The 13,419-nt window shown below is 59.4% G+C and carries 13 protein-coding genes; 6 read left to right on the top strand and 7 right to left on the bottom strand.

The features are described from left to right. Window positions 1-97: 97 nt before the first annotated feature. The 5 genes from ACVWVQ_RS01340 to ACVWVQ_RS01320 all read right to left on the bottom strand — a co-directional run bounded on the left by ACVWVQ_RS01340 (window position 98) and on the right by ACVWVQ_RS01320 (window position 5,842). Window positions 98-679 (bottom strand): hypothetical protein, encoded by a 582-nt coding sequence (locus tag ACVWVQ_RS01340; RefSeq protein ID WP_457506465.1) that lies wholly within the window; start codon window positions 677-679, stop codon window positions 98-100. A 74-nt stretch (window positions 680-753) separates the two neighbouring features. After that, window positions 754-1,278 carry an acetolactate synthase small subunit gene (ilvN, locus tag ACVWVQ_RS01335; RefSeq protein WP_011432604.1) on the bottom strand — a complete coding sequence of 175 codons (525 nt, stop codon included), beginning with the start codon at window positions 1,276-1,278 and terminating at the stop codon, window positions 754-756. Window positions 1,279-1,442: 164 nt separating this feature from the next. Then, window positions 1,443-3,941 (bottom strand): peptidase U32 family protein, encoded by a 2,499-nt coding sequence (locus ACVWVQ_RS01330; RefSeq protein ID WP_457506463.1) that lies wholly within the window; start codon window positions 3,939-3,941, stop codon window positions 1,443-1,445. 236 nt (window positions 3,942-4,177) lie between these two features. Continuing rightward, the gene (locus ACVWVQ_RS01325; protein ID WP_457506462.1) at window positions 4,178-5,359 is read right to left on the bottom strand and encodes a histidine kinase; all 1,182 of its coding nucleotides are present in this window, start codon (window positions 5,357-5,359) and stop codon (window positions 4,178-4,180) included. Between the two features lie 300 nt (window positions 5,360-5,659). Further along, entirely contained in the window at window positions 5,660-5,842 is a 183-nt protein-coding gene (locus ACVWVQ_RS01320) for a DUF3285 domain-containing protein (RefSeq protein WP_414352125.1), read from the bottom strand. A gap of 168 nt (window positions 5,843-6,010) precedes the next feature. Between ACVWVQ_RS01320 and ACVWVQ_RS01315 the strand changes: the two genes are divergently transcribed. Further along, a complete protein-coding gene (locus tag ACVWVQ_RS01315; RefSeq protein ID WP_457506487.1) occupies window positions 6,011-6,661 on the top strand; it encodes an ABC transporter ATP-binding protein in 651 nt (216 codons plus the stop codon). On the opposite strand, the gene ACVWVQ_RS01310 is transcribed toward ACVWVQ_RS01315, so the two are convergent. Further along, window positions 6,652-7,776 (bottom strand): murein hydrolase activator EnvC family protein, encoded by a 1,125-nt coding sequence (locus ACVWVQ_RS01310; protein ID WP_457506460.1) that lies wholly within the window; start codon window positions 7,774-7,776, stop codon window positions 6,652-6,654. The genes ACVWVQ_RS01315 and ACVWVQ_RS01310 overlap by 10 nt on opposite strands. Before the next feature lie 462 nt (window positions 7,777-8,238). On the opposite strand from ACVWVQ_RS01310, the gene eda reads away from it, so the two are divergent. From eda to ACVWVQ_RS01295, 3 genes are read left to right on the top strand one after another with little or no spacing between them, the layout of a single operon-like run. Beyond that, entirely contained in the window at window positions 8,239-8,952 is a 714-nt protein-coding gene (eda, locus tag ACVWVQ_RS01305; protein ID WP_457506458.1) for a bifunctional 4-hydroxy-2-oxoglutarate aldolase/2-dehydro-3-deoxy-phosphogluconate aldolase, read from the top strand. Window positions 8,953-8,977: 25 nt separating this feature from the next. Then, a complete protein-coding gene (gene ybeY, locus ACVWVQ_RS01300) occupies window positions 8,978-9,469 on the top strand; it encodes an rRNA maturation RNase YbeY (RefSeq protein ID WP_457506456.1) in 492 nt (163 codons plus the stop codon). Continuing rightward, window positions 9,453-9,998: a diacylglycerol kinase family protein gene (locus tag ACVWVQ_RS01295; protein WP_457506454.1), complete on the top strand. Its 546-nt coding sequence runs from the start codon at window positions 9,453-9,455 to the stop codon at window positions 9,996-9,998. The genes ybeY and ACVWVQ_RS01295 overlap by 17 nt, the downstream gene beginning before the upstream one ends. A gap of 24 nt (window positions 9,999-10,022) precedes the next feature. Here the strand turns inward: ACVWVQ_RS01295 and thrB are convergent, their stop codons facing one another. Beyond that, window positions 10,023-10,949 (bottom strand): homoserine kinase, encoded by a 927-nt coding sequence (gene thrB, locus ACVWVQ_RS01290; protein WP_414355493.1) that lies wholly within the window; start codon window positions 10,947-10,949, stop codon window positions 10,023-10,025. A 301-nt stretch (window positions 10,950-11,250) separates the two neighbouring features. On the opposite strand from thrB, the gene ACVWVQ_RS01285 reads away from it, so the two are divergent. Both ACVWVQ_RS01285 and ACVWVQ_RS01280 read left to right on the top strand, forming a co-directional pair. Beyond that, complete coding sequence (locus ACVWVQ_RS01285; protein WP_457506452.1) at window positions 11,251-12,486, top strand: anion transporter; 1,236 nt, start codon at window positions 11,251-11,253, stop codon at window positions 12,484-12,486. 84 nt (window positions 12,487-12,570) lie between these two features. Then, window positions 12,571-13,299: an SDR family oxidoreductase gene (locus tag ACVWVQ_RS01280; RefSeq protein WP_457506450.1), complete on the top strand. Its 729-nt coding sequence runs from the start codon at window positions 12,571-12,573 to the stop codon at window positions 13,297-13,299. Window positions 13,300-13,419 lie beyond the last annotated feature (120 nt).

The raw sequence follows: 13,419 nt of genomic DNA, 5'->3' as shown, positions 1-13,419 counted from the left end.
TAAACAGAAAGATCAACTGGTAGTAATCCGTACTGAACATATTATACATTATTTTCAGTATAGTTGAGCTTATTATTGACTAGAGTCATGCTCTACTTCAGGTGGGAGTGGAAGTATTGGTAGGGCTGGGAGCTCCATCGGACTCCGTCCTGCCAACGTCGGCGGCAGCAGGTGCAGTTGCCGGCAGTGTAGGTTCTGGCCCGGCAGGAGGCAACTCCGGTGCCGGTGCGGGCTGAGGCAGAAAGTCGATGACCTCCCAAGTCTTGGAATCCGGTGAGCTGTAGGCCAGCAGCCACCGTTCGGGCACGGTTTTGACGCGGTCGGGCGAGCGTTGTGTAGCAACAGTTTGTGCCTTTTGGTGGGCCAGGGTGAGCTGGAAGGGATCCCCTTTGCGGCGATAGGGGCGGCGGGATCCCGGCGGATGCACGATTAGGGTGTAGGTACCGCTGAGGTGATGGCCTTCCAGGGTTTCTCCTGAGGCCAACAGCAAGGGTTCACGGCGATCCTGGCGGATTTTCACATCCTGCAATTGCAGGCGGGCTGCTAGCTGGTCACTGCCCACCAAGGATCCCACCGGCCCGGACAAATGAGCGATCTGATAGGCGAGGGCCTGCTGCACAATCGGTTTTGGCGGCCTGGGGCCACAGCCGACCAGCAGCCCCACCAGCACAATAGCCACAAGGCTAATCGTGCCCCGCAGAACCGATCCCCTACAACTCCACCCCAGTTTTGGCATCGCTTCCCCTGAGGCCATCAGACGGTAACTAAGGTGGGGTGTTGCTTCAGGTATTCCGTATTCACGCCGGACTCGCGGGTGAGAGCCACCAGGCCGGTACGGGCGATCTCACGGATGCCAAAGCTGGTCAACATCTTGATGATGGCCACCATTTTGCCGGGATCCCCGGTTACCTCGAGAGTCAAAGACTCCTCTGCCACATCCACAATCCGGGCACGAAACATTTGGGCCACATCCATGATGGCGGAGCGGGTATCGGGGCTGGCGTTAACTTTGACCAGCATCAGCTCCCGTTCCACACAGGGAACATGGGTGATGTCGGTTACTTTCAGCACGTCAATGAGCTTGTAGAGCTGCTTCGTCATCTGCTCCACATCGTGTTCATCGCCCTGCACCACCATAGTGATACGAGAGATCCCCGGTCGTTCGGTGGGGCCAACGGTAAGGCTGTCGATGTTAAAGCCGCGACGGGCAAACATCCCCGCAATGCGGGTTAAAACGCCAGGCTGATCCTGCACGAGGGCGCTGAGGGTGTGTTTCACGGCAACCAGAGGATAGAGAAAAAGCTGAGAAGAGGTTGGGGAAGCACCTGGGAATAACAATACCCTGAGGAAATTTTACGCCAACTTTGCCGGAATGTTTTTCGCATTGCTCCGGTCGGAGCACAGCTGCAGAGCCGGCGCCCTAGAGAAAGACAGCGCAGCCGTTAACTCTCCAAAGACCCGCGCGTAACCCCCAATTGGCTGTGTAGCTTCAGCTCCTGCCACAGTTGGGATCCGCTGAGTTGACCTTGTAGGAGTTGCTGATAGCGGTGCAGGGTTTGTTGGATCTCGGCGGGGGATTCATGCAAAAATTCGATGCGCAGATAGCGCAGGCCCAAGGCCAATAATTTCGGCACATACTCTGCCCCCGTTTGGGCCTTGCCGTTGTAGAGGGTATTCCGACAGCCGGCATCGGCCTTCAAAATGTGCTCGACATTGGCCCTGTCCCTCAGCTTCACCTCGTGTTTTTCACATGGGCGACCACAATTGGTGTAATCCGTTCCGCTGGATAAAAAGGCGCAAAAGACGCAGTGCTCCATGTGGAACAGGGGCATATGTTGATGAAGGGTAACCTCATACCTATGGGCGGGGCCGGCTTGCAGCAGGGATCCCAGTTGCTCATGGTTGAGGTCATAGGAAGCCGTCAAGCGCTCTAGGTTGTAGCGGGTTTTGAGATAGTAGGCTGTGATGGGATTGGCCACATTTAACGAAAAATCCCCAATGCAGCGCTGCCCGGCAAAGAAACGGAGATGATCGTAATTTCTCACCAAGTAGCCATCGGCCCCAGCGGCCAACACTTGCTTTAGGATCCAGGTTTCTCCCGGCTTGGTGATGCGGGGCGGGGCAGCCCACAGCTCCACCTCAGGATGGATGGCTTTGGTTGTGCGGATCACCTCCCGATAGCGGCGGGGATCCTCAAACTCCAGATAGATCTGCCGGATACCGCTGGCTATCACCGGCGGCAGTTGCGCCGGATCCCGCACCAACGCCACCAACTGCGGGGATCCCCTTGCGGGCTCCTCCTGAGAAGGCACCAGATCTTGCCAGCGAGCTTCAGGGTTGAGTTGCCAGCGCGGGGGCTGGGCCCGCAGAGCTTGTAGGCGTTCCACCGCTTGTCGGCGCATCTGGTTGAGCATGCTCACCGGCAGCATCACCTCCCCTTGCAGGGCATTGTGCAGAGATTCCAATTTGAAGGGGGTGGAGCCCAAACGGCCCAGTTGCTGTTGCAGTTTTTCCGTGGTGAGGGGTTGGTGGTGGGCAGCCTCCAGAGGCAGCGGCGAATCCACCCGCACCGTGTGTCCCTGCTCATCCCGCACGATCAACGTCAGCGGGGATCCCACTTGGCCGTGAACCTCCATGTGGACGGGCCGCTGAAAGCGGGGGTGATCCCCGGCGTAGCTCTGGCGCAGGCGTTTTTCCAGTTCCGGGTCGCTGGTCTTCCAGAGGCGATCCCCCACCCGCAGACGTTTGAGGTCAATGGCCCCCTCTCCAAAGCTGATCCAGGCCAGCCCCTGCTTCTCTTGCACGCGGTAAACCCGTCCCCCCTGCTCCGGCAACTCCGGCTGCCCCTGGTCAAACACCACGCCATCCCCGGCTTTGAGGGGTGCCTCCAGCCGGATCACCACCTGATCCTGTTGGATCCCCACCACCTGCCCCAGGTAAACCCCCCGTTTCTTGCCAAACCGCGCGTGCACCAGCTCCTGGTTGTTGATGCCCCGCAGCCAGCCCGTATAAAGCCCGCGAGAAAAGCTCATCTCCAGCTCGTAGCGTTCCTGCTGCGAAGGCTGCCACGGCTGCCCCGCTCCCAGCGCATCCAACGCCTGCCGATACACCCGCGTTACATTGGCTACATATTCTGGGGATTTCAGTCGGCCCTCAATTTTCAGACAGCGGATCCCCAGCTTCACCAGCTCCGGCAGCACCTCCAGCCCGGCCAAATCTTGAGGGCTGAGCAGATACCGCTTTTCGCCTAAGTCGCGGCGGATCCCATCTACCACCAGCTCATAGGGCATGCGGCAGGCTTGGGCACATTCCCCCCGATTGGCCGAACGCCCCCCCAGCGCCTCGCTGGTCAGACATTGCCCCGAGTAGGCCACGCACAACGCCCCATGCACAAAGACCTCCAGAGATAGGGAGGATCCCTTCTCTTGCAGATAGGCCTGGATCTGGGCGATTTCCTGGAGGGAACATTCCCGCGCCAGCACCACCACCTCACAGCCCAGCTCAGCGGCAAACTCCGCTCCCACTCCACTGGTGATGGTCATTTGCGTGGAAGCATGGATGGGGAAATCGGGGGAAAGATGCCGGATCAGGCGGGCGATGCCGATATCCTGCACAATCACCGCATCCACCCCCGCCGCAATCATCGAGCGGATGTATCCCTCGGCTTCCGTCAGCTCTCTTGGAAAAACCAGAGTATTCAAAGTAACATAGCCCCGTACCCCCCGCCGGTGCAGCCAGGCCATCAGTTCCGGCAAATCCGCTTCCGTAAAGTTGCGGGCGCGCATCCGGGCGTTGAAGCGCTCCAGCCCAAAGTAAATGGCATCGGCTCCGTTTTCCACTGCCGCCTTGGCACACTCCCAATCCCCTGCCGGAGCCAGCAGTAGGGGCAGCTCAGCGGCACAACGACTCGTCTCTACGGGGCTCATCCCAGAAGCACTCATCGAGAAGCACTTTACTGTAGATGAAGAAGATGAAGAGGAAAAAGCCAAGGGATCCTTAACCCATTCAAACGCAAAAGACCTGAAAGACGGAACCGCTCCAACGCGGAAGCGTCGCGCAGCGCGAGCAGTAAACCCAGGACTCCGTACGTGCCTATTCTGCCGGCTGTTGGCAACTCCTTGATGCTGGAAAACCGTCAGTCTCTGAGGGCTTGCACCACTGGGGAGCCAGCTCTCGGCTAGCGCTTGCAGAGCCGATATACAGGCAAAGTGAAATGAAAGCTGCTGCCTTTGCCCAAGGAAGACTCCACCCAAATCTGGCCGTAGTGGGCACGCACAATCCGTCGGCAGAGGGAAAGGCCGATGCCATAGCCCTCCTGCTGCTGATCCCGGGACAGGCGGACGGAATCGGAGAAGATGCTCTCTTGGTCGGCTTCCGGGATCCCAGGGCCGGTATCGCTGACGGTCACCTGCACCTTTTGGCTGGTGCGATGGAGGACATCGAGGCGGATGGATCCCTCGGCAGGGGTGTACTTGATGGCGTTGTCCAGCAGGTTGAACAGAACTTGGCGGATCTTGTCGGGATCCACATGGACGGAGGGCAGATCCACGGGAATATCCGCTTGAAACTGCAGCCGCTTGCCTTGAATGCGCGGCCATAGCTCCTCGATCACCGCCTGACAGAGGCCGGGCAACTGGGTTTCTACGGCTCGAATTCTCAGCTCTGAGGCAGCGCCACGGGCCGACTCCAGAATGTCGGTGATCATGCTGTCCATCTTGCGCAGTTGCTGGCGCGCGTGGTCGAACAACTGCCGCTCTAGCGCTTTGTCCAGGGATCCCTCGCGCCCCTGTTGCAGGGTTTCGACCGCCAAAGCCGTGGCCGTCAGGGGGCTGCGCAAATCATGCACCAGCATGGCCAGAACGCGATCTTTGAAGTCCAACTGCTCCCGCAATTGGGCCCGCTCCTGCCGCAGCAAAAACACCTCTTCCGACATTTGCAACAGCGCCTCGGTGGTCGGAGGGGAGGTGGGATCCTGTCCTGCCCCTTCTTGTTCGCGGAAGCGGACCGTAGGTCCATGGGAAGCCATTCGCGTCAGCGGGCCGGAGGCCTTAGCCGCCTGGCCTTGCCAACGGGGCCACCACACTTCCAACTGCGTCGCCAAGTCTCCGCCCGCCAAAACCTGAGCAGGCAAGGGCTCAGCCTTGACCAGAGCCGGAGTCGCCACCAGCTTGTAATGCTCTGCTAGGTAGGGGTGCTCCTCCAGTGGCACCACTTCCAGTTGGGCAGGGTATTGACCAGGCAACCCCTGGATGTGCTGGCGCAGATGTTCCTCAAGTTCGGCAACGACAGCTCGACTCTTGGCAAACAACAGCAGGCGAATGACAGAACGAGCGGAGGTGAGGTCTGGCGAAGTCTGCATAGGCCAAAATCCAGTCGCGTTAGCGCTCGCGATAGCGGTGCGTAGCACATTGCGTAGCATTAAAGCCAAAGGTTGGCGTTTCAGCAGCCGGGATTGCCGTGCGCTCGTTCGCGGAAGCGGACCGTAGGTCCAACCGTAGGAGCCATTGCTGCTTGTTCCTTCCTAACACCTAATCTTGGGAAAAGCTTAAGAAGCGACATGGAGTGTAACAAGAAAGACCTTTCAGGGTGTGGCTTTCCCGCCCTAGGAACAACTGCAAGAGGGTATAGCCAGGACACTCTCGCGGAACTCAGTGAAAACTTAGTGAAACAGGTAGGCCAGCCCCACCAGCAGGGCCACCAACCCCACCGCTGTCAGGGTGAAGTGAAGCAGGGAAGTCTTGCCTTTGCGCACCATGTTGCGCATGGCCAGGCGGGTGTAACTCAGCTGGGGGGGGGATCCCGCCCCAACCGAAGGAGAATCTGCAGAAGAAGGCTGCGCCATCAGGATAACCAGAGCGATAATTTACCCTACCTTCAGGCTAGCTTAATCTGCTCCTCCGGATAGAGGTGTTTCCCAAGCTTCGACCTTCCTGCTGAAGAAGGGCCATAGCTGTCGCGCGGGGATCTTCCGGTGCCAAAATAACGACAGCATCCCCCTCTTTTGCCCCCCATGTTGCAAGTTCAGCATCTTTCCTACCATCCGGCAGGCGTTTCCCAGTCCATTCTCAACGATCTTTCCTTTGAGTTGGGCCTGAACCAGTTGGGGCTGATCGTGGGCAAAAGTGGGGCGGGCAAGAGCACCCTGCTGGAGATTTTGGCTGGCTTGGCGCGGCCCACCCAAGGACGGATTACCTGGGGAGGGGCAGAACTTTCCCCCAACCGCTTGCGCAGCATGGCGGGGTTGGTGTTTCAGTTTCCAGAGCGCCACTTTTGCGGCTTGACGGTGCTGGAGGAAATGCGCTTTGGTTATCCAGAGCTACAGAGAAAAGAGATCGAAAACGCCCTCAGACAGGTGGGATTGGAAGGGATCCCTCTACATACCTCCCCAAACCGCCTCAGCGGCGGGCAACAGCGGCGCTTGGCCCTGGCCGTCCAGTTGATCCGTGGCCCGTTTTTGCTGTTGCTGGATGAGCCGACGGCGGGATTGGATTGGTCGGTGCGGCGGCAGTTGATCGAGCTGTTGGCCCGGCTGAAGTCCACCTGGACGGTGCTGGTGGTTTCTCACGACCCGGAGGAGCTGTCCTCCATTGCCGATGTGCGGTGGACATTGCAGGCGGGATCCCTGAGGCCGGTGGCGGCGGAGGCTTTGCTTCAGAGGTAGCGGCGGGGATCGACCGGTTGGCCGTTGACGCGCACTTCAAAGTGAACATGGGGCCCCGTGGAGAGGCCGGTGGAGCCGGAAGCAGCAATTGCTTGCCCCCGCTGTACCTGCTGGCCTACCCCAACGGCAACGCGGCTGTTGTGGGCGTACAGGGTGGTGATGCCGCCCCCGTGATTCACAATCACCGTGTAGCCATAGCCGCCGTACCAGCCGGCGTAGATGACGGTGCCCCGGTCGGAGGCTCTCACCGCAGTGCCGGTGGGCACACCAAAATCAATCCCCGCATGAAAGCGGCGACTGCGGTAGATGGGGTGAACCCGCCAGCCAAAGCCACTGGTGATCGGCCCGCGCACCGGAGCGATGAATCGGCCCGTCCCTTGAACGGGATCCCTGCCCCCTTGCTGTTGGGCCTGCTGGGCGATCAGTTGCTGGATCAGACTGGTGAGCTGTCGAGAATCGGCTTCCAACCGCCGTTGGGCTGCTTCATAGGCCGCGCGTTCGTTGGCCAAGCGGCCCACCAGTTGCTCTTGGGCGGCAGCCTGCTGCTGCAGTTGATTCTTCTGGGCGGCCAGCTCCTGCAAAATCAAGGAAATCTCGTTGCGCTGCATCTCCAGGGCAATGCGCTGTTGATCCACCTCTTTGGCCATTGCTTGCAGCTCTTGGATCAACTGCCGATCCGCCTCGATCAACAGTTGCAGTTGGTGGCGGCGGTCGAAAAACTCGTTCAAGTCACGGCTGGTGAGCAGCAAAGCCCACCAATGTTCGGCCCCCTGTCGCTGCATGTAGCGCAAACGGGCAGCCGTGCCCTGTTGCTGCCGTCTCAGGCGGTCTTCCAGCTCCTGTAGCTCCTTTTGAGCTTGCTCCAGGGCTTTCTGGGCTTGTTCCAGACGATACTGATTGTCGCGAAGGCTGGATTCGGTCTGTCGAATGTTTTGCTGCAGGGATCCCATGCGGCGGCGGGCTTCTTCTTCTGCTTGGCGCAGTTCTCCCAGGCGGCGCTGAGTGCTCTGGATTTGTTGCTGGATCTGCTGCTGCCGCTGTTGCAATTGGTTGACATTCTGCGCCTGAGACGGGGCAACCCCCCCCAGTCCCCCCAACAGCAAGAGGGTGAGCAATCCGAGCGCTATCCACCCTTTTAGCCTGCGTGCCCCACGACTCAGACTCGTCACTCCTCACACCCTCTGCAACCGACCCATCGACCCTAAGGATACAAAGATCCCCACGGATCTGATCGAGCCTGAGCTGGCTATTGCCGGTTATGGCTGCTTGACAAGAAATAGAAAGAAGCGACAGGACATAAGAAAAAGACCCTAGCGACACAGCGGCGTCACTCTCAGGAGCAGTGAAACTATTCGTTTCTTTGTTTTGACTTTCCTCTCCCAGGGAAAGAAGGGTTAGGGGCGAGGGGCAACCGGGAACTGTCTCAAACCTGTTTGAAATAACCACACCGCTGTTAGGCTCGTACTAACCTTTGGATCTCATGGGTCTGATGGTGGGCAGCCCAACCCACCGGCGAGCGACAGCGACCTCAACATCTGGCAAAGATGAGAAACCGATGAGAGGGTATTTCCCCACAGATGGTATTCGAGGATTTTGAGTGCGGTTTCGGGAAAGGGTCACAGCACCCCTGGCTACTCCATCTGTGGCAGCAGCCGCTGATCGCGGTGATCCGCCTCTGTGCCAGCCCAGCCCAGGCCCTAGAGGGATCCATGCTGGCCATCCGGGCCGGGATCCGCCACATTGAAATCACCACGCAAGTTCCCCAATACCTGGAGTTGATTGCCCAACTGCGGCAAGACCACCCGCAGTGTTGGATAGGGGTGGGCACTGTTCTCAATCGACAGATGGCGGAGCAGGCTTGGCAGGCAGGAGCCCAGTTTTGCGTTTGCCCCTTCACCGATGAGCAAGTCATCCGTTGGGGTCGGGAAGTAGGGCTGCCCATCGTGCCCGGTGCCCTCACCCCCGGCGAGATCTGGAGGGCGTGGCAGGCGGGGGCAACGGCAGTGAAGGTGTTTCCGGTGGAGAGCATGGGGGGATCCCGCTACCTGCGCCATCTACAATCGGTGCTGGGATCCCTGCCGTTGATCCCCACCGGGGGAGTCACCTTGGCCGGGGCAGCGGAATACCTGCAAGCAGGGGCCTGGGCGGTCGGCGTTGCCGGAGATCTGTTCCCGACAGAGGATTTGGACTCAGGCTGCCATCTGTTGGAGAATCGACTACGACAGGCGCTGCAGCAGCTTGCGGAGCAAAGAAGCAAAACCTGGCCCAATCTGGGCAAACCAGTAGAATAAGGGGCGTGGTGTGAGTGAGGCCCGCATGGATGGATTTTTAGATCTCTATCTGCAATTCAACATCCCAAGCCCGGTTGAAGAAGCCACTTGGCGTCATTGGTTTGAGATCTGGCTGAAAGAGCTGGGAGTCCAGGAGCCATGCGAGCTCAGCCTTTGCCTCACTTCCGATGAACACATCCGCCAGCTCAACCGCGAGTTTCGCCACCTCGACGAGCCTACCGACGTGCTGGCCTTTGCCGCACAGGAGATGCTTGCCCCCTTTGAGATCCAAGACATAACGGGGGTACGCCTGCTGGGGGATATTGTGATTTCGGTGCCCACCGCCCGCGCACAAGCCAAGGCGCAGGGGCATCGTCTTTCGCAAGAGTTGGCCTGGTTGGCCAGCCACGGGTTGCTCCATCTGCTGGGGTGGGATCACCCGGATGAACTGTCCCTGCAGCGCATGTTGCAGCAACAGCGACAGTTGCTCGCCGCCATCCAACTGGATGGGGAGGTGGCCCATGGCCAACAGCCCTAGTCGGTTGCCGGAGCGTTCTCGCCTGGCGGTGTTCCGGCGGCGCGTCCATTCCAGAGACCCAGCGCAGCCATCTGAGGCGGATCGGGCAGCCAGTGCCGAGCCTTTGGGAAGGGATCCCTGGCGACGCCCCCCCTCTTGGCAAGTGGCCGACAACCTGGGCAAAAGTTTTTACTACGCGGGCAAGGGCTTAGTCTATGCCATCCGCACCCAGCGCAACTTCCGCATCCACATGGTGATGGCGGTGATGGCCTTTGGCCTTGGGCTGGGCCTGCAGCTGAGCGCCCTGGAAATGGCCGTGATTAGCCTAACCAGCGGTTTGGTGATGGCGCTGGAGCTGGTGAATACCGCTCTGGAAGCAGTGGTGGATCTCACCCTGGGCAGCAAGTATCACCTCTTGGCCGAGATCGCCAAAGATTGCGCGGCGGCAGCGGTGTTGATGGCGGCAGTGGCGTCCTTGATGGTGGCGGCTTGGCTATTTCTTCCGCCTTTGGTGTTGCTGCTGCAAGACGGCTTCCCGGCAGCAGGGTAGCTCCCCGATTGGACAGGAAGTTTCCTATCCAGATTGCTGGGAGTGGATCACCACCCGCCCCCCCTGCCGATCCAGATTGAGCAGTTTGGCCTCTGCTTCAATATCCAACTGCGCCCAAGCGCTGACCATCGCGGATCCCACCCGTTCCCGATTCTCGGGAGCACAGAGGGCCAAAAGGGTAGGCCCGGCTCCGCTGATCACCACTCCATAGGCTCCGGCAGCCATGGCTGCAGCTTGAACCGTTTTGAACCCGGTGATCAGCTCCATACGCGCCGGCTGGTGCAGCCGATCCTGCAGGGCCACCTTCAGCCAGTCCACCCGCCCCGACTGCAGGCTGCGGATGAGTAGGCCCAGATGGCTGCTGGAAAAAACTGCATCCGCCAAGCTGACGGATTTGGGCAGGATCTCGCGGGCCGCTTGGGTGGAAAGCTTAAAGTTGGGCACCACAGCCAGGATGCCAATGCTCTCATGCCACTCCACCGGACAGAACACCCACTGCCCCTGCTGTCCCTGCACACAAAGCTGACAACTGCCCTGCAGGGCGGGCACCACATTGTCTGGATGGCCTTCTAGGGCAATGGCCAGTTGTAGGAGGGTTTCGGGAGCTAAGTTAAGCGCCCCAATGGCATTGGCCCCCAGCAAGCCGCCGACAATGGCGGTAGCAGAACTGCCCAACCCCCGCGCCAGCGGCACGTTGAGGGTGATTTCGATTTCTACCCCCGGCACAGGCTTACTCAGCAGCTCAAAGGCGCGGCAAAAAGCCCGGTACACCAGGTTGTCCTTGCTCTGGCTAATGTGGTCGCTGCCGCGGTAGTGGATGCTGAGGCCAGAAGGGATCTCGCGAAAATAGAAGTGATTGTAGAGCTCTAGGGCTGCACCGATGCAGTCGAACCCTGGCCCCAAATTGGCGGTGGTGGCCGGGACGATGACCTCTACGCGTTCTTTGACCAAGGGGACAACTCCTCAGTGAACGGTGGGTAACTCAATGTCTGCGGGCTCCCATTATCCTACGAACGATGGCCAGACCTTGGATATTCTCGCCACCTCTGCTCGGTCTGCAGCTCGCCGAGGCGAACGCGCTGGCCCAGCGGAGCTGTTGGACTATCCCGAAAGGTTTCTGACCATGATTGGTTCTTGTGACTTATTTGTGACTTCATTGAGTATCGGGAATGTTGGGCCTGTTTCAACTCCAGCCTTTGCCATTGGCTGAACCCATCAGGGATCCTGAAAGAAGTGCGGGAGGGATCGGGGGGTGCGGGAGCTGTCTTGGTTGGTGTTGGGCCTGAGCTATGTCGGGTTGGGACTGGGATCCCTGCCTAGGTTGCGTATGAACCGGGCCACCATCGCCCTGGTGGGATCCGCCCTGTTGATTGGCTTGGGGACCTTGTCGCTACGGCAGGCTTGGGAAGCCATTGACCCGACCACGATTGTGTTTCTCCTGAGCATGATGGTGGTAAATGCCAGCTTGTCCTATGGGGGGGCTTTTCAGTTGGCTTTGCTGGGCTTGATTCGGGTGAGCCGCAGCCCCTTTGGTCTGTTGATCATGCTGGTGTTCGGCAGCGGGCTGCTCTCGGCTTTCCTGCTCAACGACACGCTGGCGCTGGTGTTTACTCCCCTGACTTTGCAGGTCACAACGGTGCTGGGGTTAAACCCGATTCCCTATCTGCTGGGCTTGGCGGCAGCCACCAACCTGGGATCCGTCGCCACCCTGAGCGGCAACCCGCAGAATATTTTGATCGGCTCCTTCTCTGGGATCGGCTATCTGGAGTTTGCTGCCCAGATGACCCCCATTGCCGTGGTAGGGCTGCTGCTGGAAGTGGGGTTGCTGTGGTTGTACTACCCTGAGGTGCGCTCGTTGAAACCCTTTGCTCGGGTGCCTTGGCTGCCGCTGCGGCTCTACCCGCCCCTGTTGCGCAAGAGCGTGGTGATTACGGGGGGGCTGTTTGTGGCCTTTGTAGCCGGACTTCCCTTGGCAGAATCGGCTTTGGTGGCGGCGGCCCTGTTGTTGATTACCCGCAGGCTGAAGCCGGAGCGATTTTTGGGGCAGGTGGACTGGAATCTGCTGGTGATGTTTTCCGGGCTGTTCATCCTAACGCGGGCAACGGGAGAGCTGGTCACTGTTTGGGGGATGGGCTTGGGATCCTTGGCAGAGAGTCTGGCGGGATCCCCTCTTGCCCTGCTGAGTAGTGTGGCCGTTTTATCCAACCTCATCTCCAATGTGCCGGCGGTGCTGTTGCTGCAATCGTTCCTGCCCCGACAGGAGACCACCGCTTGGCTGTTGCTGGCTGCTGGCTCCACTTTGGCAGGCAATTTGACACTATTTGGGGCGGTGGCCAATCTGATCACGGTTGAGGCAGCGGCCAAAAAAGGCTATGTGCTTTCGTTTGGGGAACATCTGCGCTTTGGCCTGCCCCTCACTCTCCTAACCCTGGGGTTCAGTGGGTTGTGGCTGTACCAGCCTTTCCTGTCTTCTCCACCGCTCAGATGACCTCTGTCGAGGGATCCAGTGGGGCTGTGACTGGCTTGTCGGGATCCCTGTGTATGATGGGAAAGAGAGTTTAAGAAACGTAACGTGTCTTCTCCACTATCGCAGGCGGTCATTCTGATCACGGGGGCAACGGGGGGTATCGGCAGTGCCCTTGTGCCCATGCTGGCTCAGGCTGGATCCCATCTGGTCTTGGCCGCTCGGCGAGAGGAGCCTCTGCGAACTCTGGTGGAGAAATCGCTCTCTCTGGGGGCTGCCTCTGGAGTGGGGATCCCTACCGATGTGACAGACTATGCCCAGGTAGAGGCACTGGTCAACCAAACGGTGCAAACGCATGGGCGCATTGACGTGCTGATCAACCTGGCCGGGGCCGGGATCCTGAAACCTGCTCCGCAACTAACCCCCGCAGACCTAGAGCGGATGATAGCGGTCAACCTGAAGGGCAGCTTCTACACCAGCCAACTGGCTGCCAACCCCATGCGGGAGCAAAAATCCGGCCACATCCTCAATTTCCCCGGCGTCCTTGGACGTCATCCCATGGCGATGGCCTCTGCTTACTGTGCGGCCAAGTTTGGGGTGGTCGGGTTTAGCAAGTGCATGGCCGATGAGCTGAAGCGCTTTGGAGTCAGATTTACGCTGTTTTACTTCGGGGGCATCGACTCACCCTTCTGGGATCCCATCAGCCTGAAGGTGCAGCGAGACAAGATGCTCAGCCCTGCCACGGCTGCGGAAGCCATCCACTTTGCCCTCACAGCGCCCGCCGGTGCTGTACCGAGCGAGATCGTGCTGCAGCCTGAAAGCCACCAATTCCTTTGACCAAGTGTTTTGCTGTCCTTTTGCTGGGGTTGAGGCGGCAGCAGCCTGTCTTTTGGCGAGACAAGCGCTCGAGTTTCTCTCCGAGGCTCCCCCCGTCTCAATTCTGCTCTCCGCAGCCCA

The sequence above is a fragment of the Thermostichus sp. MS-CIW-36 genome (assembly GCF_054059035.1).
Note: the sequence above shows the minus strand (reverse complement) of the source record. Positions and strands in the feature narration are given on the sequence as shown.

Bases quoted from the DNA above. Each gene is read 5' to 3' on its own strand.
- ACVWVQ_RS01295 (WP_457506454.1), top strand. From the start codon at position 9,453: ATGGCCAACAGCCCTAGTCGGTTGCCGGAGCGTTCTCGCCTGGCGGTG.
- eda (WP_457506458.1), top strand. From the start codon at position 8,239: ATGGTATTCGAGGATTTTGAGTGCGGTTTCGGGAAAGGGTCACAGCAC.
- ACVWVQ_RS01325 (WP_457506462.1), bottom strand. From the start codon at position 5,359: ATGCAGACTTCGCCAGACCTCACCTCCGCTCGTTCTGTCATTCGCCTG.
- ACVWVQ_RS01320 (WP_414352125.1), bottom strand. From the start codon at position 5,842: ATGGCGCAGCCTTCTTCTGCAGATTCTCCTTCGGTTGGGGCGGGATCC.
- ybeY (WP_457506456.1), top strand. From the start codon at position 8,978: ATGGATGGATTTTTAGATCTCTATCTGCAATTCAACATCCCAAGCCCG.
- ACVWVQ_RS01330 (WP_457506463.1), bottom strand. From the start codon at position 3,941: ATGAGTGCTTCTGGGATGAGCCCCGTAGAGACGAGTCGTTGTGCCGCT.
- ACVWVQ_RS01315 (WP_457506487.1), top strand. From the start codon at position 6,011: ATGTTGCAAGTTCAGCATCTTTCCTACCATCCGGCAGGCGTTTCCCAG.